We start from the raw sequence: 24,980 nt of genomic DNA, 5'->3' as shown, positions 1-24,980 counted from the left end.
CCCAACCGGGACAATCGCCGACGCGATGTCCCGGCGGAAAGGCTGGAGTTGCCCGGGCATTTCGCGGATGATAGGCGCCTCTTGGCGCCGGCGTGGCCGTGTGCCCTTACCGAACTTGACACGTATCACTGCGGTTTGCCGCCACGGCGGCCGCCTGGATGGGATGAATGAACGTTCTGCGTCTTCCATTTGTATGGCTGATGGCTGGCGTATTGGGCTTGGCCGGGTGCAGCACCCATCAGCCGACGGCCCTGTATCAGCTCGACAGCGGGGACCCTGGTCAGCCGTCCCAGCGTGCAGGCCTGGCGGTCGTGCTCGGCCCGGTCTCGGTCGCCGACTACCTGCAACGCGAGACCCTGCTGCAGCGCCAGGCCGACGGCAGCCTGACCGGCGCGACCGGTGGACGCTGGGCAGGCAGCTTGTCGTCGGACATCGATCAATTGCTGGTGCGCCAGCTGGCCTGGCGCCTGGACAGCCAGCGCGTGGTGTTGGCGCCGGCCACCGCCGGGTTCAGCCCGGACGTGCAGGTGCTGCTGTCGATCACGCGGCTCGATTCGGGCGTCGGCCAGCCGGCGGTCCTGGACGCACAGTGGCGCCTGCTCGACCGGCGCGGCAAGGTGCGTGACAACCGCATCGTCCACCTCGAACAGCCGCACGAAGGCAGCGAAGCGTCCCAGGTGCAGGCACAGGGGCAACTGTTGCAGAGGCTGGCCGAGCAGTTGAGCACGGCGGTCAAGCCGTTGGCCAATCAGCCGGCGATCGCTGAAGAATCGACGAAGAAACCGGCCGCGCCCACCCAGGTGCGCAAGGATGCCCAGAAGCCGAAGATCCCGATGGCTACACCGATCCGTACCGATCTGGAAGTCTATCGGTTCTGAGAGCGCCAGGTTGCCAGCACAAGGGTGGGAGGCCAGCCGCCTCGCCACCTCTCGCAAGCCTGTCCTGGCCTTTTGTGGGAGCTGGCTTGCCAGCGATGGGGCCAGCCACTTCACCACCCCTCTCAAGCCTGCCCTGGCCCTTTGTGGGAGCTGGCTTGCCAGCGATGGGGCCAGCCACTTCACCACCCCTCTCAAGCCTGCCCTGGCCCTTTGTGGGAGCTGGCTTGCCAGGGATGAGGCCAGTCACTTCACCACCCCTCTCAAGCCTGCCCTGGCCCTTTGTGGGAGCTGGCTTGCCAGGGATGAGGCCAGTCACTTCACCACCTCTCTCAAGCCTGCCCTGGCCCTTTGTGGGAGCTGGCTTGCCAGCGATGGGGCCAGTTCATCCACCTCAAGACTGACAGGCCAGCATTGATCCTGTTGGCCATGTGTCGAATCGACTACCGCTATCGCGGGCAAGCCCGCTCCCACAAGGCTCGGCGCTCAACGAAAAAAGGTGGTCATTCGACCACCTTTGCCTTCACTGCCCGCGTCGTTCATGCATCCGCGCCAACTGGCGCTCGAGCATGGACGGGTAGGGCTCCATCAGCCGCTCGACGCAGCTGGCGCCTTCGGGGCTTGCGATCGGGCGGATACGCGCGCGCTGGCGGACCAGGGCATCCTCACCCACGCTACGCTCGACCAGCAGCAGGTTGCGGCTGTGCTGCGACAGCGCCAGGGCGCCCTGGGCCTTCTCGGTCAGCAGCAGGTCGACCTGGCTCAGGCCGTGCAGGTCCTGGCCCAGCATCAGGCCCAACTGCATCTGTAGGGTAATGCCGCTGTCGGCCACCTCGATCTGCAAGGCATGACCCAAGGCGCGCAACAGCTCGCCGCAGCAGATGGCGTTGGTCAGGTAGTCTTCGCCGCTGTCACCACTGTTGAACAGCAGCAGGGTGCTGCCATCGTTCAAGGTGTACATGGTGCCTTCGTACAGCGAGGCCGCCTGCTCCAGGCAGTCACGGTAGCGCTCCTGAAGCTCGTTCAGGCGGGGGCGTGGCAAGCGTCGCAGCTGATCCTGGGAGCCCAGTTGCACGGCGAGCACGGCGCTGGTCTGCGGTTCGGTCTTGACGGCCGCGGCAGGCTGCGGCGCGCTGGCGGGCGCAGGCTCATCGACCACCAGATCGGCGAAGGCCTCGTCGTCGTGTTCGTCATCGCTGGCAGTCAGCGGGGCGATCGCCGGACGCACAGCTCGTGCCGCCGGGCTGGTCGCCGATGGCGTTTCGACGAATGCCTCATCGTCGTGCGCTTCGTCGTACACCTCGTCGTGCTCGTCGATGTCCGGCTCAGGCGGTGGCGGAGGGGCCAGGCGTGCATGCAGCTGACGCGCAATGTCGCCAATCTCGTCCTGGCGGTCGGTGGCTGGCGTGTAGGGGTGCGGTTCACGCAGCCAGACCCGCAATTGCAGCAACGGCGTGGTGATCGAGCGTCCGGTACGCAGGCTGAGCACCAGACACAACACGGCCAGGATGGCCGCGAGCACACCCATGCTTTGCAGGCTGATCAGCATCGGCTGATGGAATCGCTCCATGTCCAGGCTGATGCGCAGCTGCCCGGCGGTCACGTCCTGGAAGGTGATGCGCGTCTGGTACACACCCTTGGCCTCGCCGAGCAGGCCGTTGCGCGGCCGTTGCCCGGCTTCGGCGAGGATCCGGTTGTCCACGCTGTAGATGGCGGCGTGGGCCACCAGCGGGTTCTTCGCCAGGTTGCCGAGCAGCACGTTGAGGCTGAGGATGTCGTTGGCCACCAACAGTTCGGTGGCCGACGTGGCCGTCTGGGTGATCAGGCTCTGGCCGAGCGCGTCCGCCTGTTCGTGCATGGCCTGCTTGAACTGCAGCCCCATGACGCAGGCGTAGATCACCAGGGCCAAGGCCACCAGGAAAAGGTTGTTGAAGGCTATCCGCAACACCAGCGGGAGACGACGCTGGCGCAGGGCACGGAAGAGCATCACGAAGAAGTTGTCTGGCTTGACGGGCGTGGGCCGGTTCACAGAGCTCGGCTCTTTATGGCGGAAAAGTGGTGCGCAGTATAGCGAGCGGAGTTTTGTCGGCAAAGCGTCCGCCATGCCCGATTGTCACGGAAAATCGGTAGAATGCGCCTTTTTCATCATTTTGGAGCCTGGTCTTGCGCGAAATCGTCCTGATCAACATCACCGGTGAGGACCGTCCCGGTCTTACCGCGGCCATCACCGGCGTCCTGCTCCAGGGCGGCGTGAGCATCCTCGACATCGGCCTGGCGGTGATGCACGGCACTTTGTCGTTCGGCATCCTGGTCGACATTCCCGACAACGAAGCGGCATCGGCATTGTTGCAGGCCGTTCAGTCCAAGACTCACGAGCTGAACCTACAGGCACGCTACACCCCCGTGTCCGAAGCGGACTATCAGCGGTGGGTGCAGGGGCAGCGCGAGGCGCGCCACATCGTGACCCTGCTCAGCCGCAAGATCAGCCCCGAGCAGTTGCAGCAGGTGAGCGCGGCGATCTCCCGACACGACCTGACCATCGAGCGCATCGAGCGGCTGTCGTCGCGCTTGGCACTGGACGCGGCAGTGGACAAGAGCAAGGCCTGCATCGAGATCACCGTGCGCGGTACGCCGGACGATGCACAGGCGCTGCGTGCCGATTTCCTGGGATTATCCGAGGCGCTGGACATCGACCTGGCCTTCCAGAACGATGACCTGTTCCGTCGCCACCGTCGCCTGGCGGTCTTCGACATGGACTCGACGCTGATCGAGGCCGAAGTGATCGACGAACTGGCCAAGGCTGCCGGCGTGGGCGAGCAGGTCGCGGCCATCACCGAGCGCGCCATGCGCGGCGAACTGGATTTTCGCGCCAGCTTCAAGGAGCGCATGGCGCTGCTCAAGGGGCTGGACGTGGGCGTGCTCGACGAGATCGGCGCGTCGCTGCGCCTGACCGAAGGCGCCGAGACCCTGTTCGCCGAGCTCAAGCGCCTGGGCTACAAGACCGCCATCCTGTCGGGCGGGTTCTCGTATTTTGCCAAGCAAGTCCAGGCGCGCCTGGGCATCGACTACGTGTTCGCCAACGAGCTGGAGGTGGTGGACGGCAAAGTGACCGGTGTGGCCGTGGAGCCGATCGTCGATGCGCAGCGCAAGGCCGACTTGCTGACCGAGCTGGCGCACAAGGAAGGGTTCAGCCTGGAACAGACCATTGCGGTCGGCGACGGCGCCAACGACCTGCCGATGCTGGCCCTGGCTGGGCTGGGCGTGGCCTTCCGCGCCAAGCCGTTGGTGCGCCAGTCGGCGCGCCATGCCATCTCGACCCTGGGGCTGGACGGTGTGCTGTACCTGCTGGGCCTGCGTGACCGCGAGGCGGGTGGCAAGGCGCGCTAGGCGCCGGGCGCACTGGCCTTGTCCTGCTGATCTACTTGGGGCCGCTTCGCGGCCCATCGCGGCACTGGGGCCGCTCCCACAGGGAGCGTGACCGCCTGCCCCACCGCGGCGGGTGAGCGGTCCCTGCCGGAGCGCTGGACCGGCCGCGATTGGGCCCGCAGGGCCCACAGACCTGTAAATTATTGCCTTGAGACCAAGACGCTATTTCTTGCCCTGTGGGAGCGGGCTTGCCCGCGATGAGGGCGGTGAAGCTGCCCTCGGAAGGACAGGTGGCTCGAGCGCCTCAGCCACCCGTCGAACGGCCCTCAGGCTTCGGCAGGCACGGCCAGCAACTGGCCCATGTTCACTACCGAGCCTGCGCCCAGCAGGTCCTGCCACTTCACCTGCTGCGGCCCGAACAGCACGATGGCGGTCGAGCCCAGCTTGAAGCGGCCCAGTTCCGCGCCTTTCTCCAGGTGGATCGGCGTACGGCTGGCCTCGTCGTAACGGAAGGTCTTCAGCTCACGTTTGGGTGGCGTCACCAGCCCGGCCCAGACCGTCTCGACCGACGCGACGATCATCGCGCCCACCAGCACCACGGCCATCGGGCCGCGCTCGGTGTCGAACAGGCACACCACCCGCTCGTTGCGGGCGAACAGCTCAGGCACGTTCTCCGCCGTGGTCTGGTTGACCGAGAACAGGCGACCCGGCACGTAGACCATCTCGCGCAGCGTGCCGGCCAGCGGCATGTGCACGCGGTGGTAGTCCTTCGGCGACAGGTAGATGGTGGCGAATTCCCCACCCATGAACGGTGCCGCCATCGCCGGATCGCCCCCCAGCAATTCCTGGGCGCTGTAGCTGTGGCCCTTGGCCTGGAAGATCCGACCATGCTCGATAGGGCCCAGCTGGCTGACCGCGCCATCGGCCGGGCACAGGATGCCGCCAGGCGTCGGGTCGAGCGGACGGGCGTCGGCTTTCAGCGCACGGGTGAAGAAGGCGTTGAAGTGCTCGTAGGCGGTCAGGTCTTCGACCAGCGCCTGGGACATGTCCACCTGGTAGCGCTTGGCGAACCAGGCGGTGAAGGCATTCTTGAACCAGCGCACGCGGCATTCGGCGACGCAGCCGGCCAGGCGCGACAGCAGGTGGTGCGGCAGCAGGTACTGACTGAGGATGAACAATCGGGATTTCATAGGTTTCCTTTTAAACGTCGACAGGCGTGTCCGGGTGGTTGCCCCATTCGCCCCAGGAGCCGGCGTACGCCTTGACCCGTGGGTAACCCAGGTGCTTGGCCACCAGGTAGGTGAAGCCCGAACGATGGTGAGACTGGCAGTGGGTGATGATTTCCTTGTCCGGCGTGATGCCCAGCCCGGCGAGCACCGATGCCAGGTCGGTGCGCAGGCGCAGGTGGTCGTCGTGCTGCATGCCGGCGGTCCATTCGAAGTTGATCGCGCCCGGCACGTGCCCGCCCTTGGCTGCAAGCACCTTTTCGCCGCGGTATTCGGCCGGGGCGCGTGCGTCCCAGACCACCAGGTCCGGCTGGCCCAGGCGGCTTTGCAGGTACTCGCGCGTGGCGGTCGGTGCCGGGTCGAGGTGCAGGTGCACGGGGGCGATCGCCGGCGCCGGGACGTCGGTGGTGAGGCGATCGCTCGGCCAGCCGAGCACGCCGCCGTTGAGGTAGTGGTACTGCGTGTGGCCGATGACGTCCAACAGCCAGATGAACCGCCCGGCCCAGCCGCCGCCTTCATCGTCGTACACCACGTAGACGGCGTCCGCACGGTGACCCAGTTCGGCGAACAACTTCTCCAGGTCGGTCTGGGTGGGCAGCAGACCGGGCGCCGGCAGCTGACCCAACTGCGTGCGCTTGGGGTCGACGAACCGTGCGCCAGGGAGGTGCCCACTGGCGTACCGGGCCGCGCTGGTCAGGTCGACCAGAATCAGCTCGGGGCTGTCGAGCCGAGGCAGCAGATCGGTCGGTTCGATTACCAGGGGCAGGCCGGAAAAGTCAGGCATCCACAGTCTCCACGGGGACGTTGAAGGGGCGATTGTAGCGCAAGGCTCAGGCGTTGCGGCTACCGAAGGTGGCCAGCGCACGCTCGATGCACTGGGCGGTCTTGCCGACGGCCTGCACGCTGACGTCGCTCAATGGGCGGCCATGCTGGTCGACGATCATCAGCATCACCACCTGGCCATTGACGGCCAGCGAGCGCATCAGCAGGTGCTCGCTGCGCCACAGCGCCCATAGAGGCGCAGGCAGCAGGCTCGACAGGCGCGTACGGTTCTCGGGCGTGAGACGCAATTGGCCCGGTTGACCGGTGAGCTTCTGCAGGACGGGGCTCTGGTCGAGGGTCAACGCCAGGCGTGTGGCCTCGGCCGGCAGGCCGACGCTCTGCACCACGCGCAGGCGCTCGTTGACCCGGTCCAGCGCCAGCAGCAGGACCCGCTGCATGCCGCTGAGCAGCAGGGCTTCGCGCGCTTGGGTGGCCAGGTGCACGAGATTGGTGAAGGGGCTGGGCTGGGCCAGCAGTTCGTTGCACAACCGACGCCACTGCTGCATGTCCTGGGCGCTGGGCGGCGCAGGTGTCAGCATGTCCGGATGGGGGCGGCGCTGGTCCCAGGGCCAGATCAGGGCCTCGGCCGGGTGGAACAGGGCCTTGCGCGCATGGCGACGGGCGCTGGCGGCGGCCTGCTGGTGGACCTGCTGTTGCACGTCGTCCAGCGAGGTCTGCAGGTACAGGCTGGTGAGCAACTGCCAGCGCAGCAGGTGCGGGTTGTCCCAGCCGACCTGCGCTGCCAGCGCCAGGCCGTTGGCCAGCAGCACCGTGTTGGCCGGCTGGTTGAACCAGCGACGCAGGCCAGGTTCTTCGTCCAGCCGCTGTTGCTGCACCAGCGGTTCGGGTTCGCGGGCGATGCTCAGCACCTGCACCAGCTGTTCACGCTCCTCGAGCAACAGGCGATAGCCTTGGGTCACCCATTCCGGCAGGCGCCAGTGGGTGGCCACGGCCTGGCACAGCTCCATGATGCGCACGCCGAACAGCTCGTGCTCGACTGCCGTGGCGTCTTCGCCCTTGTGGATCACTCGCAGCTCCCAGGCATCGAGCAGTGCCGGATAGGTCGCCGCCAGCGGCCACAGGGGCGACAGGAACAGCAGGCTGCCCCAATGGATTTCCTGCCACAGCCGGGCCAGACGGCTGGCGAACAGACCGCTGGCCTGCTGACTGGCATGCTGGCTGATCATCTGGAACTGGCGCAGGACTGGAGGGATGGTATCGGCGTCCAGCGCCGGCAGACGTGCCAGCAGGCGCACCGTGCGCTCCAGACCCAGGCGGTTGAGCGCGATCTCCAGGCTTTCCGCAGGCTCGGCCTGGCTGGCGTTGGCCGAGTGGTTGGCCTCGCGCATCACGCTGAGCACCAGCGCCGGGCTACCCTGCATCAGGTCGGCGATGTCGCGTAGCGAGCGCCGGCTGTCGTTGATGGCCGACAGCACCCGGTCATGGCTGGCCTTGGGCACCGGCAGGCGCACGCCGTCCAGCAGCTTGACCCAGGCGTCGAGCGTAACGGGGGACTTGGTGGTCACCTTGGCGTCATCTGGCATTCTGGTATCGGCCTTCAACTGGCTTTTCGATTGGACTGACTATAGTCTGGCGCAGTTCTGCCGATAAGGAGAAGAAGCGTTTTCGAGCGCCCGCCCCACCCCCTGACCACGACAGCAAGTGCTTTGAACCATGGCTAAAATTATCGGCATCATCGTCGTATTCGCGAGTGTGCTCGGCGGATACGTGCTTTCCCACGGCAAGATCGCGGCATTGATCCAGCCTTTCGAGGTCATGATCATCGGCGGGGCCGCCTTCGGTGCGTTTCTCCAGGCCAACCCTGGCTACATGACTCTGCACGTGATCAAGAAGTCGCTGAAGATGTTCGGCTCGCGCTTCACCCACGCGTTCTACCTCGACGTGCTCGGGTTGGTCTACGAGATCCTCAACAAGAGCCGTCGCGAAGGCATGATGGCGGTCGAGGCCGACATCGAAGACCCTGCCGCCAGCCCGATCTTCGCCAAGTACCCTGGGGTGCTGGCCGATGAGCGCATGACGGCCTACATCTGCGACTACCTGCGCATCATGTCGACCGGCAACATGGCCCCCCACGAGCTTGAAGGCCTGTTCGACATGGAGCTGCTGAGCCTCAAGGAAGAGCTCGAACACCCCTCCCATGCGGTGACCGGGGTGGCCGACGGCATGCCCGGTTTCGGTATCGTCGCGGCGGTGCTGGGCATCGTGGTGACCATGGCCTCGCTGGGCGATGGCGACCAGGCGGCGATCGGCATGCACGTGGGCGCGGCCTTGGTCGGTACCTTCTTCGGTATCCTGGCCGCCTACGGGTTCTTCGGCCCGCTGGCCACCTGCCTGGCCCACGATGCCAAGGAAGAAGTGAACCTGTATGAAGCGATCAAGGCGTCCCTGGTGGCGTCCGCTTCCGGCATGCCGCCGTCGCTGGCCGTCGAGTTCGGGCGCAAGGTGCTGTACCCCAAGCACCGCCCGAGCTTCGCCGAGCTGGAACAAGCCGTCCGCGGTCGTTGAGTCATGGAGAACAATCAGCCGATCATCATCAAGCGCGTCAAGCGCTTCGGCGGCGGGCACCATGGCGGCGCTTGGAAGATCGCCTTCGCCGACTTCGCCACGGCGATGATGGCGTTCTTCCTGGTGCTGTGGCTGCTGTCGACCGCCACGCCCGAGCAGAAGCTCTCCATCGCCGGCTATTTCAAGGACCCGATCGGGTTCACGGAAAGCGGCACGCCCTACGTCATCGACCTGGGCGGCTCACCGGAGCTGTCGCCGGACAAGACCATCAACCCTGAGCAGAAGACCGAGCCGCTCAAGCGCGACAACCTGGAGCTGGACCAGGACCAGGTGCAGACCATGGCCGAACAACTGGAGCACGAACGGTTGGAGCTGCTGTTGCAGGAGTTGCAGAACAAGGTCGAGGAGAATCCCGAGCTACAGAAGTTCAAGGACCAGATCCTGTTCGAGATCACCCAGGACGGTCTGCGCATCCAGATCATGGACGCCGAGAACCGGCCGATGTTCGCATTGGGCAGCGCGCGGTTGCAGCCCTACTTCGAGGACATCCTGTTGGCCATGGCCGACACCATCAAGGGCGTGCCGAACAAGATCAGTGTCAGCGGTCATACCGACGCCAAGGCCTATACCGGCAATGGCGAGTTCGGCAACTGGGAACTGTCGGCCAACCGCGCCAACGCGGCGCGGCGGGCGCTGGTGGTGGGTGGTTACCCGGACGAGCAGGTGGCGCGGGTGGTGGGTTATGCGTCGTCGTCGCTGTTCGACCGCAAGGACCCGTACAACCCGGTCAACCGACGCATCGACATCATCGTCCTGACCAAGAAGGCACAGCGCGACATCGAAGGCGAGCAGAGCGCCCCGGCCACGCCAGAGGCTGCACCCAGCGCAGTGCCGACGCCTGCGCCGAATGCGCCTGTACCCTCACCGGCGGCGCCTGGGGCTACCGCACCCGATCAGAGCAGCGCGGCGCCGATGCAGCCGCGCGAGCTACGGCAGAAGCTGAACATCTTCGACAACGGCACGCTGAAGCTGGACGAAGCCAGAGAAGGGTGAACGCCCTGATCGCGGCCAGTGTGCTGGCAGGCGCACACGTTCTGGTGTGGGAGCGGGCAAGCCAGCTCCCACAGGGGGCCGCGATAGCCTGCAATACTGTGGTGCGGCTACGGGTGTAGGAGCAGTCTCTGCCAGGGCGCCGGACCGGCCGCGATTGGGATCACATCAGCACTTGGCAGAAATCGTAGAATCTCCCACACCCGCCTTCTGGCGTTTTCCAAAACATCCTCAGCCTTCAGTATTCATCTTCCGGCAAGCTGGCAATGATCGACCGGTAGCTGTGCATCCGCTGCGGCTGGATCCGCCCCTCTTCCAATGCCCCCAACAACGCGCAGCCCGGCTCACGGTCATGCTTGCAGTCGCGGAAGCGGCACCGCCCCAGCAGATCGCGGAATTCGATGAAGCCAGCTTCGACATCGTCGCGACTCACGTGCATCAGGCCGAATTCACGGATGCCCGGCGAGTCGATCAGGTCGCCGCCGTTGGGGAAGTGATAAAGCCGTGCCGTGGTCGTGGTATGCGTCCCTTGCCCGGACCAGTCGGACAAGTCGCCTACTCGGGTGCGTGCCGCCGGCAGCAGACTGTTGACCAGCGAGGACTTGCCGACGCCGGACTGCCCGACGAACACGCTGGTGAAACCGTCCAGCGCCTCTTGCAGGCGCTGCATGCCGTCGCCACCGTGGGCGGAGACTTCCAGCAGGGGGTAGTCCAGGCTGCGGTACACCGCCAGCAGCGCTTCCAGCGACGCACGGTTATGGTCGTCGATCAGGTCGGCCTTGTTGAGCAACAGCAGCGGTTGGATGCCGGCATGTTCGGCGGCTACCAGGTAGCGATCGATCAGGTTGGCCTGTGGCTCGGGTGCCGGCGCGAAGACGATGACGATCCGGTCGACGTTCGCCGCCACCGGCTTGAGCTGGCCATGGTTGTTCGGGCGGCACAGTTCGGTGCTGCGCGGCATCTGCGCGACGATCACGCCGATGCCCTGGTTGCCGGCGCGCCAGACTACGCGGTCGCCGGTCACCAGGGCGGGCAGGTTGGCGCGCAGGTGGCAGCGGAAAAGCTCGCCGGCCGCGTCGCCATCCTGGGCTTCGACATCGACCTGCACGCCGAAATGCGCGATCACCAGGCCCAACCGCTCCGGACCCAGGTCGCCGCCCTCGAGCTCCTGCAGCACCTGCTGTTCGCGTTTGGCGGCACGTGCGGCGCGCTCGCCCTGGATTTTTTCGATGCGCCAGTTCTGGCGACGGTTGAGCTGGCGTTTGGCCATGAATGTTCCGTGGTGGCGAGCAGAAATAAACGGCTGGCAGTCTAGCATGCCCACCCCCTGCGATCGCGCACGTGTCGACGGCGCATGCGCGACGCAACTGGGCTACCATAATGGCCTAGTCGAGGAGCCTCAAAGCATGCAGAACCCACAGAACCTGATCTGGATCGACCTGGAGATGACCGGGCTGGACCCGGATAGCGACGTCATCATCGAGATGGCCACCATCGTCACCGACAGTGATCTCAATACCCTGGCCGAAGGCCCGGTGATCGCCATCCACCACAGCGATGAGGTGCTGGCGCGGATGGACGAGTGGAACACCCGCACTCACGGTGCCTCGGGCCTGACCCAGCGCGTGCGCGACAGCCGCATCGACATGGCCGAGGCCGAGGCGCAGACCCTGGCGTTCCTGGAACGATGGGTGCCCAAGGGCACGTCGCCGATCTGTGGCAACAGCATCTGTCAGGACCGCCGCTTCCTGTACCGGCACATGCGCGAGCTGGAAACCTACTTCCACTACCGCAACCTGGACGTCTCCACCCTCAAGGAACTGGCCGCACGCTGGGCACCGGCGGTGCGTGATGGGTTCCGCAAGGGCAATACCCACCTGGCCCTGGACGACATTCGCGAGTCGATCGCCGAGTTGCGGCATTACCGTGAGCATTTCATCAAGGTGTGAGGGAGGGCGAGTTGCAAGCGACAAGCGACAAGCGACAAGCTGTAAGCGGACAGCGGTGCGATGCGTCGGGTGTGACAGGACGTTGAGGCGGCGCTCCGGCTTGCAGCTTGCAGCTTGCAGCTAAGGTAGACTGCGCGCCTTTTTGTCGGAGGCCTGCCATGTTGCTGATGCTGTACCTGATCGCGATCACCGCCGAAGCCATGACTGGCGCACTGTCCGCAGGGCGACGGGGCATGGATTGGTTCGGGGTGGTGCTGATCGCCTGCATCACCGCACTGGGCGGCGGCTCGGTGCGTGATGTGTTGCTCGGGCATTACCCGCTGACTTGGGTGAAGCACCCCGAATACCTGGTGCTGACCAGTTTCGCGGCGCTGCTGACCGTCTTCATCGCGCCGCTGATGCGCCACTTGCGCTCGCTGTTCCTGGTGCTCGACGCCCTGGGCCTGGTGGCCTTCACCCTGATCGGCTGCATGACCGCCCTGGAAATGGGGCAGGGCCTGCTGGTCGCCTCGATCAGCGGCGTCATCACCGGGGTCTTCGGCGGCATTCTGCGCGACATCTTCTGCAACGACATTCCCCTGGTGTTTCGCCGTGAGCTGTATGCCAGCGTGTCTTTCGCGGCCGCCTGGTTCTACCTGGGCTGCGTGCACTTCGAGGTGTCGCCGGAGCAATCCATGCTGCTGACGTTGTTCGGCGGGTTCCTGATCCGTCTGCTGGCCATCCGCTTTCACTGGGAAATGCCCAAGTTCCATTACAACGATCAGCCGTAGGGGAGGTGAGTGGCGAGCTACGAGCTGCAAGTTGACCGCGGGCGTCTGACGCAGAGGTAAGGGTGTTGGATGGGTGGAGGTTGAGGGGCGCAGGGCAGCAGTGCGTCATTAGAAGGCAGGCGTCACTGCCGTTTGGAACGCTTCGGAGCCACGACATCCAACGCTTGCCGCTTGCCGCTTGCCGCTTGCCGCTTGCCGCTTGCCGCTTGCCGCTTGCCGCTTGCCGCTTGCCGCTTGCCGCTTGCCGCTTGCCGCTTGCCGCTTGCCGCTTGCCCTACACCCCATGCCGCTCGAGCGCCCATGCCACATGCTCGCGCACCAGCTCCGATGGGTGATCGCGTCGCGCCTGCAGTGCCTCTAGCACCGGGATCGTGGACGGCGCATTGCCCAGGCCCACCGCCAGATTGCGCAGCCAGCGTTCGTATCCTGCACGGCGCAAGGGCGAGCCTTCGGTCCTGCTCAGGAACGTCGCTTCGTCCCACAGGAACAACGCCGCCAGGTCGGCATTCTCCAGGCCATGGCGGGGCATGAAGTCGCTTTCGGCGGTCGGGCGGGCGAAGCGGTTCCACGGGCAGGTGATCTGGCAGTCGTCGCAGCCGAAGACGCGGTTGCCGATGAGCGGGCGCAGCTCGACCGGGATGGCGGTCTTCAATTCGATGGTCAGGTAGGAAATGCAGCGCCGTGCGTCGAGCTGGTAGGGGCCGACGAAGGCCTGGGTCGGACAGATGTCCAGGCAGGCCTGGCAGCGGCCGCAGTGCTCGGTGGCCTGGGCCTCGTCCACCGGCAGGGGCAGGTCGACGAACAGCTCGGCGAGAAAGAAGTAGCTGCCGGCCTTGCGGTTGAGCAGCAGGGTGTTCTTGCCGATCCAGCCCAGGCCGGCCTGCTGGGCCAGGGCCTTTTCCAGCACCGGCGCGCTGTCGACGAAGGCGCGGAAACCGAAGGGACCGATCTCGCCCTGGATGCGCTCGGCCAGGTGCTGCACGCGCTTGCGCACCAGCTTGTGGTAGTCGCGCCCCAGGGCGTAGCGCGAGATGTAGGCTTTCTCGGACTGCGTCAGGCGCTGGGCCATGGCGGTGTCGCCGGGCAGGTAGTCCATGCGCAGGGAAATCACCCGCACCGTGCCGGGCACCAGCTCGGCCGGGTACGATCGCTTGTTGCCATGGGCGCCCATGTATTCCATGTCGCCGTGGTGGCCGGCATCCAGCCAGCGACGCAGGTGATGTTCGTGCTCGCCCAGGTCGATACCGGCGATGCCAACGTGGGAAAAGCCCAGCGCTTGCCCCCAGTCCTTGACGGACAGGGCCAGCGCGGCAAGATCGAGAGAGTGGACAGACATGGATGGGCAAGGCATTACAGGCTCAGGTGCGTATAATTCTGCCAGACATTGGAGCCGTTGACCTTATGCCTCAGACCAAACACAGCCAAAGCAGCCCTCAACCGATCCACGGCGAGGACCTCGTGGGCCTTGCGCCTCGCTCGCCAGGCGCGCACAAGGGCGACTTCGGGCATGTCCTGGTCGTCGGCGGCGACTTCGGTACCGGCGGCTCGGTCCTGCTCAGCAGCGAGGCGGCCTTGCGCTGTGGTGCCGGCCTGGTCAGCGTCGCCACGCGGCCCGAGCACGTCGGTGCCGGTCTGACCCGGCTGCCCGAGACCATGTGCCTGGGCGTCGCTTCGGCCAACCAGCTCATGCCAGTGCTCGAGCGCGCCTCGGTGGTGGTGGTCGGCCCAGGGCTCGGGCAGGCGGCCTGGGGACGCGGTCTGCTGTCTGCGGTGGTCACCGCACGCGTCCCGCAGGTCTGGGACGCCGATGCGCTCAACCTGCTGGCCAGCGCTTCCATGACCTTGCCCGAAGGCAGCCTGATCACGCCCCATCCTGGTGAAGCCGCACGCCTGCTGGGCTTGTCCACCCAGGACGTGCAGGCCGATCGGCTGGGTGCAGCGCGGGCACTGGCACAGCGGTACGGGGTGGTCTGCGTGCTCAAGGGCGCCGGAACACTGGTGGCCGATCCGGCCGGACGGCTGGCGCGCTGCGACCATGGGCATCCGGCCATGGCCGGCGCCGGGCTCGGTGATGTGCTGACCGGCGTGCTCGCGGCCTTGATGGCGCAGGGGCTGGAGGCCTGGGCGGCGGCATGTCTCGGCGTTTGGCTGCATGCCCGCGCCGGCGAACGACTGGGCCAGCAGGGTCGCGGGCTGGCGGCCAGCGACCTGATCCCGGTCATCAGAACTTTGTTGGAGGAGCATTCAGCGTGTCTGGCATAACCGTGTATCTGGCCGATGAAGCGGCAACCGTCGCCTTCGGCGCGCGCCTGGCCGGGCTGACCGCCGGGCATGGCATCCTGTTTCTCGAGGGCGACCTCGGCGCGGGCAAGACCACGCTGTCCCGAGGCCTGATCCGTGGCCTGGGTCACCAAGGTGCGGTCAAGAGCCCGACCTTCACCGTGGTCGAACCTTATGAGATCGGTGAGGTCCGTGCTTATCATTTCGATCTGTATCGGCTGGCCGATCCGGAGGAGCTGGAGTTCATGGGCATTCGCGACTATTTCGAGGGTGACCCGTTGTGCCTGTTCGAGTGGCCGGGAAAGGGTGAGGGCATTTTGCCAAAGCCTGACCTGACCATTACCATACGCCCGCAGGGCAGCGGCCGTTCGCTGCACCTGACGCCGCACAGCGCACGCGCCGAAGCCTGGTGCACGGCGCTGGCGGCCGAATTCACACAGTAAATGGGGAAAGGTATGCGCCTACGCGCACTGGTCACTCTGGTTGGGCTGCTGTTGACGGCAGTGACCATCGATGCGCTGGCCGCTACACAGGTCAAGAGCGTGCGCCTGTGGCGCGCGCCGGACAACACGCGTCTGGTGTTCGACCTGACCGGCCCGGTACAGCACAACGTCTTCACCTTGAGCGCGCCGAACCGCCTGGTCATCGACATCAATGGCGCGACCCTCGGCGGGCCGCTCGACGTCGCCACCTCCAACACCCCGATCACCAGCCTGCGCTCGGCCCAGCGCACCCCGACCGACCTGCGTGTGGTGATCGACCTCAAGCAGGCCGTGACGCCCAAGAGCTTCACCCTGGCGCCGAACGCCCAGTACGGCAACCGCCTGGTGGTCGACCTGTACGACAGCGAAGCCGACGCGATCGCCGCCAGCACGCCTGCGCCTGCCCCCGCCATCGCGCCAGCCACGGTACCGGTACCAACCGTCACCCGCGCGCCGGTGCCCGTGCCGTCCGCGCCGACGCAATCCACGCTCAAGTTGCCACCCGCGCCGAGCGGCAAGCGCGACATCGTGGTCGCCATCGACGCCGGCCATGGCGGTGAAGACCCGGGGGCCTCTGGCTCGCGCGGTCAGCATGAGAAAGACATCGTGCTGCAGATCGCCAAGGAGCTGCAGCGCCAGATCGGTGCCGAAAAAGGCTACCGGGCCGAGCTGACCCGTACCGGCGACTACTTCATCCCGCTGCGCAAGCGCACCGAGATCGCGCGCAAGAAAGGCGCCGACCTGTTCATCTCCATCCACGCCGACGCAGCACCCTCCACGGCGGCCTTCGGCGCCTCGGTGTTCGCCCTGTCCGACCGCGGCGCCACATCCGAGACGGCGCGCTGGCTGGCCGACAGCGAAAACCGCTCCGACCTGATCGGTGGCGCTGGCAACGTTAGCCTCGACGACAAGGACCGCATGCTCGCTGGGGTGCTGCTCGACCTGTCGATGACCGCCACCCTCAGCTCCAGCCTGAACGTGGGGCAGAAGGTGCTCGGCAACATGGGCCGCATTACGTCGCTGCACAAGCGCCGGGTCGAGCAGGCCGGGTTCATGGTGCTCAAGTCGCCGGACATCCCGTCGATTCTGGTCGAAACCGGCTTCATCTCCAACGCCAACGAAGCCGCCAAGCTGGCCACCCGGAGCCATCAGCAGGCCTTGGCGCGCTCGATCACCAGTGGCGTGAAGCAGTTCTTCCAGCAGAACCCGCCGCCGGGCACCTACATCGCCTGGTTGCGTGACAGCGGCAAGATCGCCCAAGGCCCACGCGAGCACACCGTCCGGCCGGGCGAAACGCTGGCGATGCTCGCCGTGCGCTACCAGGTCAGCGAGGCCGGGCTGCGCAGCGCCAACGGCCTGAAGACCGATGCGCTCAAGGTCGGCCAGCAATTGAACATCCCCAACACCACGCTGGCGTCGCAATGATGAAGGGCGACGCACGCATCCAGCTGCTCAGCCCACGGCTGGCGAACCAGATCGCGGCCGGCGAAGTGGTGGAACGTCCCGCTTCGGTGATCAAGGAGCTGCTGGAGAACAGCCTGGACTCCGGTGCCCGGCGTATCGACGTCGAGGTGGAGCAGGGCGGGGTCAAGCTGCTGCGCGTACGCGACGACGGTCAGGGCATTGCTGCCGAAGACTTGCCCATGGCCCTGGCGCGCCATGCCACCAGCAAGATCCGTGAACTGGAAGACCTCGAAGGTGTGTTGAGCCTGGGCTTTCGCGGTGAGGCGCTGGCCTCGATCAGCTCGGTGGCGCGCCTAACCCTCACCTCGCGCACCGCCGATGCCGGCGAAGCCTGGCAGGTGGAGACCGAAGGCCGCGACATGACACCACGCGTCCAACCCGCCGCCCACCCGGTCGGCACCTCGGTCGAAGTGCGCGACCTGTTCTTCAATACACCGGCGCGGCGCAAGTTCCTCAAGAGCGAAAAGACCGAGTTCGACCACCTTCAGGAAGTCATCCGGCGCCTGGCGCTGGCGCGTTTCGACGTAGGCTTCCACCTGCGTCACAACGGCAAGGTGGTGCTCGGCCTGCACGAAGCGCCCGACGAGGTCGCACGCGCCCGGCGGGTCGGGGCCATCTGCGGCCCGGGCTTCCTGGAGCAGGCCCTGCCGATCGAGATCGAGCGCAATGGCTTGCGGCTGTGGGGCTGGGTCGGGCTTCCGACGTTCTCGCGCAGCCAGGCCGACTTGCAGTACTTCTTCGTCAATGGCCGCGCGGTGCGCGACAAGCTGGTCGCCCATGCCGTGCGTCAGGCCTACCGCGACGTGCTGTTCAACGGCCGGCACCCGACCTTCGTGCTGTTCCTCGAGCTGGACCCGACCGGGGTCGACGTCAACGTGCACCCGACCAAGCACGAGGTGCGTTTCCGCGAAGGGCGCACGGTACACGATTTCCTCTACGGCACGCTGCACCGCGCCCTGGCCGATGTGCGTCCGCAGGATCACGCACCCACTGCCGCGCCGGTCGAGCAGGCCGTACAGCCGACCGGGCTGCAGGCTGGGGTGTTCGGCCCGCAGGGCGAGATGCGCCTGGCCGCCTCGACCCTGGAGCCGACGTTCGCCGCGCCGACCACAGCGGTGTCGCCGACCGGCAGCAGCCCTTACAGTGGCGGCAGCGGCGGGGGCCAAGGCTACGCCTACACGCCACGTCCGGCGCCGCCTGTGCCGACGGCCGAGGCCCAGGCCGTCTACCGCGAGTTCTTCTCGCCGCTGCCTGGCACAGCACCGGCCGGCCTGCCTGAGGCGCAGGGCGATATCCCACCCCTGGGCTATGCTCTGGCTCAGCTCAAGGGCATCTACATCCTGGCCGAAAATGCCACCGGCCTGGTGCTGGTCGACATGCACGCCGCCCACGAGCGCATCATGTACGAGCGCCTGAAGGTGGCCATGGCCAGCGAAGGCCTGAGCGGTCAGCCGCTGCTGGTGCCCGAGTCGCTGGCGCTGAGCCAGCGCGAGGCCGACTGTGCCGAGGCGCACGCCGACTGGTTCCGCCGCCTGGGCTTCGAGCTGCAGCGCCTTGGCCCGGAAAGCCTGGCGATCCGGCAGATTCCGGCACTGCTCAAGCAGGCCGAGGCCAATCGCCTGGTGCAGGACGTGCTGGCCGACCTGATGGAGTATGGCACCAGCGACCGGATCCAGGCCCACCTCAACGAACTGCTCGGCACCATGGCCTGCCATGGTGCGGTGCGGGCCAACCGTCGCCTGGCGATCCCGGAGATGAACGCCTTGCTGCGCGACATGGAAACCACCGAACGCAGCGGCCAGTGCAACCATGGCCGCCCGACCTGGACCCAGATGGGCCTGGACGATCTCGACAAACTCTTCCTGCGCGGTCGGTGACATGAGCGGCAAGCCCCCTGCACTTTTTCTCATGGGCCCGACGGCGGCCGGCAAGACCGATCTTGCCATCGCGCTGACCCAGGTCCTGCCTTGCGAGTTGATCAGCGTCGACTCGGCGTTGATCTACCGCGACATGGACATCGGCACGGCCAAGCCGTCCAAGGACGTGCTCGCGGCCCATCCGCATCGCCTGATCGACATCCGCGACCCGGCACAGAGTTACTCGGCCGCCGAGTTTCGCCACGATGCCCTGGCAGCGATGGCCGAGATCACTGCACGCGGACGCATCCCGCTGCTGGTCGGCGGCACCATGCTCTACTACAAGGCCCTGGTCGAGGGCCTGGCGGACATGCCGCCGGCCGACGCCCAGGTGCGCGCCGACCTCGAGGCCGAAATGGCTACGCTCGGTCTGGCCGAACTGCACCGGCAGCTGACCGAGGTCGACCCTGAATCGGCCGCGCGCATCCACCCCAACGACCCCCAGCGCCTGGTGCGGGCGCTGGAGGTCTACCGCGTCAGCGGGCAGAGCATGACCGCCCACCGCGTGCGTCAGCAGCAGGCGGCGCAGGCCGGCGATGACGCGGCATTGCCCTACACCGTCGCCAGTCTGGCGATCGCGCCGGCGAATCGTCACGTCCTGCATGAACGAATTGCGTTACGATTTGCCCAAATGCTGGAGCAAGGGTTCGTCGAGGAAGTGCGTGCACTTCGAGACAGACGTGACTTGCACGCCGGATTGCCGTCTATACGAGCAGTGGGCTATCGGCAGGTCTGGGACCATCTCGATGGCGCGCTGACCGCTGCGCAGATGCAGGAGCGTGGCGTGATCGCGACCCGGCAGCTGGCCAAGCGGCAGTTCACCTGGCTGCGAAGCTGGTCTGGCCTGCATTGGCTGGACAGCCTGGCCGATGACAACCTGTCGCGCACCTTGAAATACCTCAGGACCATCTCCATATTGGGCTGAGTCCTTGTACATACCGGCTATCCTTACGGTGACCGGCATGAATCCACCGTTTTTCACCGTTTTTTACTATCGATCCTTACAGGAGTGCGGCATATGTCAAAAGGGCATTCGCTACAAGACCCTTACTTGAACACCTTGAGAAAAGAAAAAGTCCCGGTCTCGATCTACCTGGTCAACGGCATCAAGCTGCAAGGCTCGATCGAGTCGTTCGACCAGTTCGTCGTTCTGCTGAAGAACACCGTCAGCCAGATGGTCTACAAGCACGCCATCTCCACGGTCGTGCCTGCCCGCCCTGTTCGCCTGCCGAGCCCTACCGATTCCGAAGGCGGCGACGCCGAGCCAGGTAACGTTTGATAGGAGCCTCCCTTGTTCTTTGAGCGCCACGGTGGTGGTGAACGGGCGCTGCTCGTTCACTTGGAAGGACAGAACCCTGAGGCGCGCGAAGACCCGCAGGAGTTCCAGGAGCTGGCGCTGTCGGCAGGCGCCGACATCGTCGCGCTCGCCAACGTGGCGCGTCATCAGCCCACGGCCAAGTACCTGATCGGCAGTGGCAAGGTCGAGGAATTGCGCGACCTGGTCAAGACCCAGGAAGCCGACCTGGTCATCTTCAATCACACCCTCACGCCCAGTCAGGAGCGCAACCTCGAACGCGTGTTCGAGTGCCGTGTGCTCGACCGAACGGGCCTGATCCTCGACATCTTCGCCCAGCGGGCACGTACTCACGAAGGCAAGCTGCAGGTCGAGCTGGCCCAGCTCGAACACATGAGTACGCGCCTGGTGCGCGGTTGGACTCACCTGGAACGGCAGAAGGGCGGTATCGGCCTGCGCGGTCCGGGCGAGACCCAGCTGGAAACCGACCGCCGTCTGCTGCGGGTTCGCCTGAGGCAGATCAAGGCGCGCCTGGAAAAGGTCCGCAGCCAGCGCGAACAGGCCCGCCGTGGGCGGCGCCGTGCCGACATCCCTTCGGTGTCGCTGGTCGGCTACACCAACGCCGGCAAGTCGACCCTGTTCAACGCCCTGACCCAGTCCGAGGTCTACGCCGCCGATCAGTTGTTCGCCACGCTCGACCCGACCCTGCGCCGTCTGCAACTGGACGACCTGGGGCCGATCGTGCTCGCCGATACCGTGGGCTTCATTCGTCACCTGCCGCACAAGCTGGTCGAGGCATTTCGCGCTACGCTCGAAGAGTCGAGCAACTCCGACCTGCTGCTGCACGTGATCGATGCCCATGAGCCCGAGCGCATGGAGCAGATCGAGCAGGTGCTGGCGGTGCTGGGCGAGATCGGCGCCGAAGGCTTGCCGATCCTCGAGGTGTATAACAAACTCGACCTGCTCGAAGACGTCGAGCCGCAGATCCAGCGCGACCCGGATGGCAAGCCGGAGCGGGTGTGGGTCTCGGCGCGGGATGGCCGCGGCCTGGAGCTGGTAGGTCAGGCGATTGCGGAACTGCTGGGGAATGACCTGTTCGTCGGTACCCTGCGTCTGGAGCAGCCATTGTCGCGCCTGCGTGCACAGTTCTTCGAACTGGGCGCGGTGCAGAGCGAAGCGCACGATGAAGAAGGCAATAGCCTGTTGGCGGTGCGTCTGCCACGGGTCGAGCTCAATCGTCTGGTCAGCCGTGCCGGCCTGGAGCCGGAAGCGTTTCTCGAGCAACACACTTTGCAATAAATGCCCGACCACGTCGCCGGGCAGCCGTGACAGGCATTCTGTAGCATTGGACGGCGCGCCGTGGGCGCGTCTTTGCTTTATCAGATGGAGAGCGCTATGGCTTGGAACGAGCCGGGTGGCAACTCGAACAATCAGGATCCCTGGGGCGGTCGCCGTGGCGGCGGCGGTGGCGACAAGAAGGGGCCACCGGATCTCGACGAGGCCTTCCGCAAGCTGCAGGACAGCCTGAACGGCATGTTCGGCGGTAACAAGAAACGCGGTGGTGGAGACCGGCGTGTCGGCAAGGGTGGCGGCTTCGGCCTGCTGGGCATCGGCCTGGCCGTGCTCGCGGCCATCTGGCTGTACAGCGCCGTGTACGTCGTGGACGAACAGGAGCAGGCCGTCGTGCTGCGCCTGGGCAAGTATCACGAAACCGTCGGCCCAGGCCTGAACATCTACTTCCCGCCGATCGATCGCAAGTACATGGAAAACGTGACGCGCGAACGGGCCTACACCAAGCAGGGGCAGATGCTCACCGAAGACGAGAACATCGTCGAAGTGCCACTGACCGTGCAGTACAAGATCAGCAGCCTCAAGGACTTCGTGCTCAACGTCGACCAGCCGGAGATCAGCCTCCAGCATGCGACCGACAGCGCCCTGCGCCATGTGGTGGGCTCCACCTCCATGGACCAGGTGCTGACCGAAGGCCGCGAGCAGATGGCCGTGGACATTCGCGAGCGCCTGCAGCGCTTCCTCGACACCTACCGCACCGGTATCACCGTCACCCAGGTCAACGTACAGAGCGCGGCCGCCCCGCGTGAAGTGCAGGAAGCCTTCGACGACGTGATCCGTGCCCGTGAAGACGAGCAGCGCGCCCGCAACCAGGCCGAGTCCTATGCCAATGGCGTGATCCCCGAGGCGCGCGGTCAGGCGCAGCGGATTCTCGAAGACGCCAATGGTTACCGTGACGAAGTGGTCGCACGCGCCAAGGGTGAGGCCGACCGCTTCACCAAGCTGGTCACCGAGTACCGCAAGGCGCCCGACGTGACCCGTCAGCGCCTGTACCTGGAAACCATGCAAGAGGTGTACAGCAACTCGAGCAAGGTCCTGGTCACCACCAAGGAAGGGCAGAACAACCTGCTCTACCTGCCGCTGGACAAGATGGTCGAAGGGAGCCGCAACGCGCCTGCGCAGAGCGCTTCGACTTCGATGTCGAACAGTGATGCGGCCAATCGGGCGAACACCGACGCCCAACAGCAACAGCAGTCGGTACGTACCAGGGAGAGTCGCTGATGAGCAATAAATCGCTGATCGCCCTGATTGCCGCCGTGGTGCTGGCCATCGTGGCGTGGAACAGTTTCTACATCGTGGCGCAGACCGAACGCGCGGTCCTGTTGCAGTTCGGTCGCGTGGTGCAGCCTGACGTGCAGCCGGGCCTGCACGTGAAGGTGCCGTACGTGAACCAGGTGCGCACGTTCGATGCGCGGCTGATGACCCTCGACGCTCCGACCCAGCGTTTCCTGACGCTGGAGAAGAAGGCCGTGATGGTCGATGCCTATGCCAAGTGGAAGGTCAAGGACGCCGAGCGTTTCTACACCGCCACCTCCGGCCTGAAGCAGATCGCCGATGAACGCCTGTCGCGTCGTCTGGAGAGCGGCCTGCGTGACCAGTTCGGCAAGCGCACCCTGCATGAAGTGGTGTCCGGTGAACGTGATGCACTGATGGCGGACATCACCGCGTCGCTCAACCGCATGGCCAGCAAGGAGCTGGGCATTGAGGTGGTCGACGTGCGGGTCAAGGCCATCGACCTGCCGAAGGAAGTCAATCGCAGCGTGTTCGACCGCATGAGCACCGAGCGTGAGCGCGAGGCGCGCGAACACCGCGCCAAGGGTAACGAGCTGGCAGAAGGCATTCGTGCCGATGCCGACCGTCAACGCCGTGTCCTGCTGGCCGAAGCCTACCGAGAAGCCGAGGAAACCCGCGGTGATGGCGATGCGCAAGCAGCCTCGATCTACGCCGGGGCCTTCACTCAGGACGCCGAGTTCTACGCGTTCTACCGTAGCCTGCAGGCGTATCGCGAAAGCTTCTCCAGCAAGAGCGACGTGCTGGTCCTGGATCCGAAGAACGAGTTCTTCCGCTTCCTGGAAAAAAGCAAACCCTGACACCGGGGTGGTCGGTGTGTCCCGCCTGGCAGCTAAAATGCCAGGCGGGGTGCATACCGACGGAAAACGGGTGTATGATCAGTCAGCCGGGAAATTCCCGGCTTTTTTGCGTCTGCACGGTTCATTGGCCTGATGATCTGGCCGGAGGCGACGTATTCAAGGATGTCCGCACGGCGGTTGCGCTGGGATGGGTGCTGCCCGCCGTTGGGCGCGGACCTTCGTTTCACTCATGGCTCGCCGGCAGGCAGGCCGTCCGAACCAAAGGGGAAATGGCGTAATGGCAACGGTAGACCGCTGGCTGCTGCCAGATGGCATCGAGGAAGTACTGCCGCCTGAAGCTGCGCGTATCGAGATCGCGCGTCGGCAGGTGTTGGACCTGTTCCAGAGTTGGGGTTACGAGCTGGTCGTCACGCCGCACATCGAGTACCTCGAGTCGCTGCTGACCGGCGCGGGCCAGGACCTGGACCTGCGTACCTTCAAGGTCGTCGATCCGCAGTCCGGCCGCCTGATGGGCTTCCGGGCCGACTTCACGCCGCAGGTCGCGCGCATCGATGCCCATACCCTGCGCCGTGAAGGGCCGAGCCGCCTGTGCTACGCCGGCAGTGTCCTGCATGCTCAGCCGCGTGCGCTGTCCAACTCGCGCAGCCCGATCCAGCTGGGTGCCGAACTGTACGGCGACGCCAGTCCGACCAGCGATGTCGAAGTCATCAGCCTGATGCTGGCCATGTTGCAACTGGCCGACGTGCCGGACGTGCACATGGACCTGGGGCATGTCGGGATCTACCGAGGCCTGGCGCGCGCCGCCGGTCTGTCGGGCGCGGCCGAACAGCAGCTGTTCGATGCCTTGCAGCGCAAGGCCAGCGACGAGGTGCACGCCCTGACCGCCGAGCTGCCCCAGGACCTGGCGAACATGCTGCGCGCCCTGACCGAGCTGTGCGGAGGCCGTGAAGTGCTGACCGACGCACGCCGTCGCCTGGGTCGTGCGCCCGCCACCGTACTGGCAGCCCTGGACGACCTGCTGTCGATCGCCGATCGCCTGGCGGCCCGGTTCCCGGACCTGCCGCTGTACTTCGACCTGGGCGAGTTGCGTGGCTACCACTACCACACCGGCGTGGTGTTCGCGGTCTTCGTTCCGGGCGTGGGGCAGTCCATCGCCCAAGGCGGTCGCTACGACGACATCGGCGCCGACTTCGGGCGCGCGCGCCCGGCCACCGGCTTCTCCACCGACCTGAAGACCCTGGTCACCCTGGGCCGTGCCGAGGTCGTGCTGCCGACCGGGGGCATCTGGACGCCCGACCACAGCGATGCCGCGCTATGGCAGACGGTCTGCCAGCTGCGCCAGGACGGCCAGCGCGTGGTCCAGGCCCTGCCGGGGCAGCCGCTGAGCGCGGCGTTCGAGGCGGACTGCGACCGCCAGTTGATCCTGCAAGACGGGCGCTGGCAGGTTCTGCCGCTGACCCGCTGAATTTCTTCGCCGGCCGTCGGCCGGCAACCAAGTTGCGTGAATGAGGACAAGTAAT

General features: G+C 65.9%; 22 protein-coding genes. 16 read left to right on the top strand and 6 right to left on the bottom strand.

Features of this window, described 5'->3' with window-relative positions:
• Positions 1-167: 167 nt before the first annotated feature.
• Positions 168-878, top strand: coding sequence for a PqiC family protein (locus G7007_RS11560; protein WP_181101870.1), 711 nt, complete (start codon positions 168-170; stop codon positions 876-878).
• 520 nt (positions 879-1,398) lie between these two features.
• Here the strand turns inward: G7007_RS11560 and G7007_RS11555 are convergent.
• A complete protein-coding gene (locus G7007_RS11555; protein WP_181101868.1) occupies positions 1,399-2,904 on the bottom strand; it encodes an AhpA/YtjB family protein in 1,506 nt (501 codons plus the stop codon).
• A 134-nt stretch (positions 2,905-3,038) separates the two neighbouring features.
• Between G7007_RS11555 and serB the strand changes: the two genes are divergently transcribed.
• Entirely contained in the window at positions 3,039-4,262 is a 1,224-nt protein-coding gene (serB, locus tag G7007_RS11550) for a phosphoserine phosphatase SerB (RefSeq protein WP_181101866.1), read from the top strand.
• Between the two features lie 305 nt (positions 4,263-4,567).
• On the opposite strand, the gene asd is transcribed toward serB, so the two are convergent.
• From asd to G7007_RS11535, 3 genes are read right to left on the bottom strand one after another with little or no spacing between them, the layout of a single operon-like run.
• The gene (gene asd, locus G7007_RS11545; RefSeq protein WP_181101864.1) at positions 4,568-5,431 is read right to left on the bottom strand and encodes an archaetidylserine decarboxylase; all 864 of its coding nucleotides are present in this window, start codon (positions 5,429-5,431) and stop codon (positions 4,568-4,570) included.
• Between the two features lie 10 nt (positions 5,432-5,441).
• On the bottom strand, positions 5,442-6,251 hold the full coding sequence (locus G7007_RS11540; RefSeq protein WP_181101862.1) for a rhodanese-like domain-containing protein: 810 nt from the start codon (positions 6,249-6,251) through the stop codon (positions 5,442-5,444).
• Positions 6,252-6,297: 46 nt separating this feature from the next.
• Positions 6,298-7,833 carry an HDOD domain-containing protein gene (locus tag G7007_RS11535; RefSeq protein ID WP_181101860.1) on the bottom strand — a complete coding sequence of 512 codons (1,536 nt, stop codon included), beginning with the start codon at positions 7,831-7,833 and terminating at the stop codon, positions 6,298-6,300.
• 130 nt (positions 7,834-7,963) lie between these two features.
• On the opposite strand from G7007_RS11535, the gene motA reads away from it, so the two are divergent.
• Both motA and motB read left to right on the top strand, forming a co-directional pair.
• On the top strand, positions 7,964-8,815 hold the full coding sequence (gene motA / locus G7007_RS11530; RefSeq protein WP_181101858.1) for a flagellar motor stator protein MotA: 852 nt from the start codon (positions 7,964-7,966) through the stop codon (positions 8,813-8,815).
• Between the two features lie 3 nt (positions 8,816-8,818).
• Positions 8,819-9,868 (top strand): flagellar motor protein MotB, encoded by a 1,050-nt coding sequence (gene motB, locus G7007_RS11525; RefSeq protein WP_181101856.1) that lies wholly within the window; start codon positions 8,819-8,821, stop codon positions 9,866-9,868.
• A gap of 235 nt (positions 9,869-10,103) precedes the next feature.
• Here motB and rsgA read toward each other — a convergent pair whose 3' ends face one another.
• Positions 10,104-11,135 carry a small ribosomal subunit biogenesis GTPase RsgA gene (gene rsgA / locus G7007_RS11520; RefSeq protein ID WP_181101854.1) on the bottom strand — a complete coding sequence of 344 codons (1,032 nt, stop codon included), beginning with the start codon at positions 11,133-11,135 and terminating at the stop codon, positions 10,104-10,106.
• A gap of 136 nt (positions 11,136-11,271) precedes the next feature.
• On the opposite strand from rsgA, the gene orn reads away from it, so the two are divergent.
• The gene (orn, locus tag G7007_RS11515) at positions 11,272-11,814 is read left to right on the top strand and encodes an oligoribonuclease (RefSeq protein WP_181101852.1); all 543 of its coding nucleotides are present in this window, start codon (positions 11,272-11,274) and stop codon (positions 11,812-11,814) included.
• 158 nt (positions 11,815-11,972) lie between these two features.
• Complete coding sequence (locus G7007_RS11510) at positions 11,973-12,584, top strand: trimeric intracellular cation channel family protein (RefSeq protein ID WP_181101850.1); 612 nt, start codon at positions 11,973-11,975, stop codon at positions 12,582-12,584.
• 274 nt (positions 12,585-12,858) lie between these two features.
• Here G7007_RS11510 and queG read toward each other — a convergent pair whose 3' ends face one another.
• Entirely contained in the window at positions 12,859-13,920 is a 1,062-nt protein-coding gene (queG, locus tag G7007_RS11505) for a tRNA epoxyqueuosine(34) reductase QueG (RefSeq protein ID WP_375139491.1), read from the bottom strand.
• Between the two features lie 65 nt (positions 13,921-13,985).
• Here queG and G7007_RS11500 point away from each other — a divergent pair, with 65 nt between their 5' ends.
• The 10 genes from G7007_RS11500 to G7007_RS11455 all read left to right on the top strand — a co-directional run bounded on the left by G7007_RS11500 (position 13,986) and on the right by G7007_RS11455 (position 24,925).
• The gene (locus tag G7007_RS11500; RefSeq protein WP_258198552.1) at positions 13,986-14,846 is read left to right on the top strand and encodes an NAD(P)H-hydrate dehydratase; all 861 of its coding nucleotides are present in this window, start codon (positions 13,986-13,988) and stop codon (positions 14,844-14,846) included.
• Positions 14,834-15,307 (top strand): tRNA (adenosine(37)-N6)-threonylcarbamoyltransferase complex ATPase subunit type 1 TsaE, encoded by a 474-nt coding sequence (gene tsaE / locus G7007_RS11495; RefSeq protein ID WP_181101844.1) that lies wholly within the window; start codon positions 14,834-14,836, stop codon positions 15,305-15,307. The genes G7007_RS11500 and tsaE overlap by 13 nt, the downstream gene beginning before the upstream one ends.
• Positions 15,308-16,771, top strand: a complete 1,464-nt coding sequence (locus tag G7007_RS11490; RefSeq protein WP_219859041.1) for an N-acetylmuramoyl-L-alanine amidase — start codon at positions 15,308-15,310, stop codon at positions 16,769-16,771.
• Complete coding sequence (gene mutL / locus G7007_RS11485) at positions 16,771-18,687, top strand: DNA mismatch repair endonuclease MutL (RefSeq protein WP_181101930.1); 1,917 nt, start codon at positions 16,771-16,773, stop codon at positions 18,685-18,687. The genes G7007_RS11490 and mutL overlap by 1 nt, the downstream gene beginning before the upstream one ends.
• 1 nt (position 18,688) lies before the next feature.
• On the top strand, positions 18,689-19,651 hold the full coding sequence (gene miaA / locus G7007_RS11480) for a tRNA (adenosine(37)-N6)-dimethylallyltransferase MiaA (RefSeq protein ID WP_181101840.1): 963 nt from the start codon (positions 18,689-18,691) through the stop codon (positions 19,649-19,651).
• Positions 19,652-19,744: 93 nt separating this feature from the next.
• The gene (gene hfq, locus G7007_RS11475) at positions 19,745-20,005 is read left to right on the top strand and encodes an RNA chaperone Hfq (RefSeq protein WP_060395122.1); all 261 of its coding nucleotides are present in this window, start codon (positions 19,745-19,747) and stop codon (positions 20,003-20,005) included.
• Positions 20,006-20,017: 12 nt separating this feature from the next.
• Positions 20,018-21,319, top strand: coding sequence for a ribosome rescue GTPase HflX (gene hflX, locus G7007_RS11470; protein WP_181101838.1), 1,302 nt, complete (start codon positions 20,018-20,020; stop codon positions 21,317-21,319).
• Positions 21,320-21,415: 96 nt separating this feature from the next.
• Positions 21,416-22,591, top strand: a complete 1,176-nt coding sequence (gene hflK / locus G7007_RS11465; protein ID WP_181101836.1) for an FtsH protease activity modulator HflK — start codon at positions 21,416-21,418, stop codon at positions 22,589-22,591.
• Complete coding sequence (hflC, locus tag G7007_RS11460) at positions 22,591-23,460, top strand: protease modulator HflC (RefSeq protein WP_181101834.1); 870 nt, start codon at positions 22,591-22,593, stop codon at positions 23,458-23,460. Before hflK ends, hflC begins: the two co-directional genes overlap by 1 nt.
• Before the next feature lie 277 nt (positions 23,461-23,737).
• The gene (locus tag G7007_RS11455) at positions 23,738-24,925 is read left to right on the top strand and encodes an ATP phosphoribosyltransferase regulatory subunit (RefSeq protein WP_181101832.1); all 1,188 of its coding nucleotides are present in this window, start codon (positions 23,738-23,740) and stop codon (positions 24,923-24,925) included.
• Positions 24,926-24,980: the final 55 nt, after the last annotated feature.

The sequence above is a fragment of the Pseudomonas entomophila genome (assembly GCF_013523125.1).
Taxonomy (GTDB): Bacteria; Pseudomonadota; Gammaproteobacteria; order Pseudomonadales; family Pseudomonadaceae; genus Aquipseudomonas; species Aquipseudomonas entomophila_B.
This window is presented reverse-complemented; position numbering and strand designations above follow the sequence as displayed.

Bases quoted from the DNA above. Each gene is read 5' to 3' on its own strand.
- G7007_RS11560 (WP_181101870.1), top strand. From the start codon at position 168: ATGAACGTTCTGCGTCTTCCATTTGTATGGCTGATGGCTGGCGTATTG.
- asd (WP_181101864.1), bottom strand. From the start codon at position 5,431: ATGAAATCCCGATTGTTCATCCTCAGTCAGTACCTGCTGCCGCACCAC.
- G7007_RS11540 (WP_181101862.1), bottom strand. From the start codon at position 6,251: ATGCCTGACTTTTCCGGCCTGCCCCTGGTAATCGAACCGACCGATCTG.
- G7007_RS11535 (WP_181101860.1), bottom strand. From the start codon at position 7,833: ATGCCAGATGACGCCAAGGTGACCACCAAGTCCCCCGTTACGCTCGAC.
- motA (WP_181101858.1), top strand. From the start codon at position 7,964: ATGGCTAAAATTATCGGCATCATCGTCGTATTCGCGAGTGTGCTCGGC.
- motB (WP_181101856.1), top strand. From the start codon at position 8,819: ATGGAGAACAATCAGCCGATCATCATCAAGCGCGTCAAGCGCTTCGGC.
- rsgA (WP_181101854.1), bottom strand. From the start codon at position 11,135: ATGGCCAAACGCCAGCTCAACCGTCGCCAGAACTGGCGCATCGAAAAA.
- orn (WP_181101852.1), top strand. From the start codon at position 11,272: ATGCAGAACCCACAGAACCTGATCTGGATCGACCTGGAGATGACCGGG.
- G7007_RS11510 (WP_181101850.1), top strand. From the start codon at position 11,973: ATGTTGCTGATGCTGTACCTGATCGCGATCACCGCCGAAGCCATGACT.
- queG (WP_375139491.1), bottom strand. From the start codon at position 13,920: ATGTCTGTCCACTCTCTCGATCTTGCCGCGCTGGCCCTGTCCGTCAAG.
- G7007_RS11500 (WP_258198552.1), top strand. From the start codon at position 13,986: ATGCCTCAGACCAAACACAGCCAAAGCAGCCCTCAACCGATCCACGGC.
- G7007_RS11490 (WP_219859041.1), top strand. From the start codon at position 15,308: ATGGGGAAAGGTATGCGCCTACGCGCACTGGTCACTCTGGTTGGGCTG.
- mutL (WP_181101930.1), top strand. From the start codon at position 16,771: ATGAAGGGCGACGCACGCATCCAGCTGCTCAGCCCACGGCTGGCGAAC.
- miaA (WP_181101840.1), top strand. From the start codon at position 18,689: ATGAGCGGCAAGCCCCCTGCACTTTTTCTCATGGGCCCGACGGCGGCC.
- hfq (WP_060395122.1), top strand. From the start codon at position 19,745: ATGTCAAAAGGGCATTCGCTACAAGACCCTTACTTGAACACCTTGAGA.
- hflK (WP_181101836.1), top strand. From the start codon at position 21,416: ATGGCTTGGAACGAGCCGGGTGGCAACTCGAACAATCAGGATCCCTGG.
- hflC (WP_181101834.1), top strand. From the start codon at position 22,591: ATGAGCAATAAATCGCTGATCGCCCTGATTGCCGCCGTGGTGCTGGCC.
- G7007_RS11455 (WP_181101832.1), top strand. From the start codon at position 23,738: ATGGCAACGGTAGACCGCTGGCTGCTGCCAGATGGCATCGAGGAAGTA.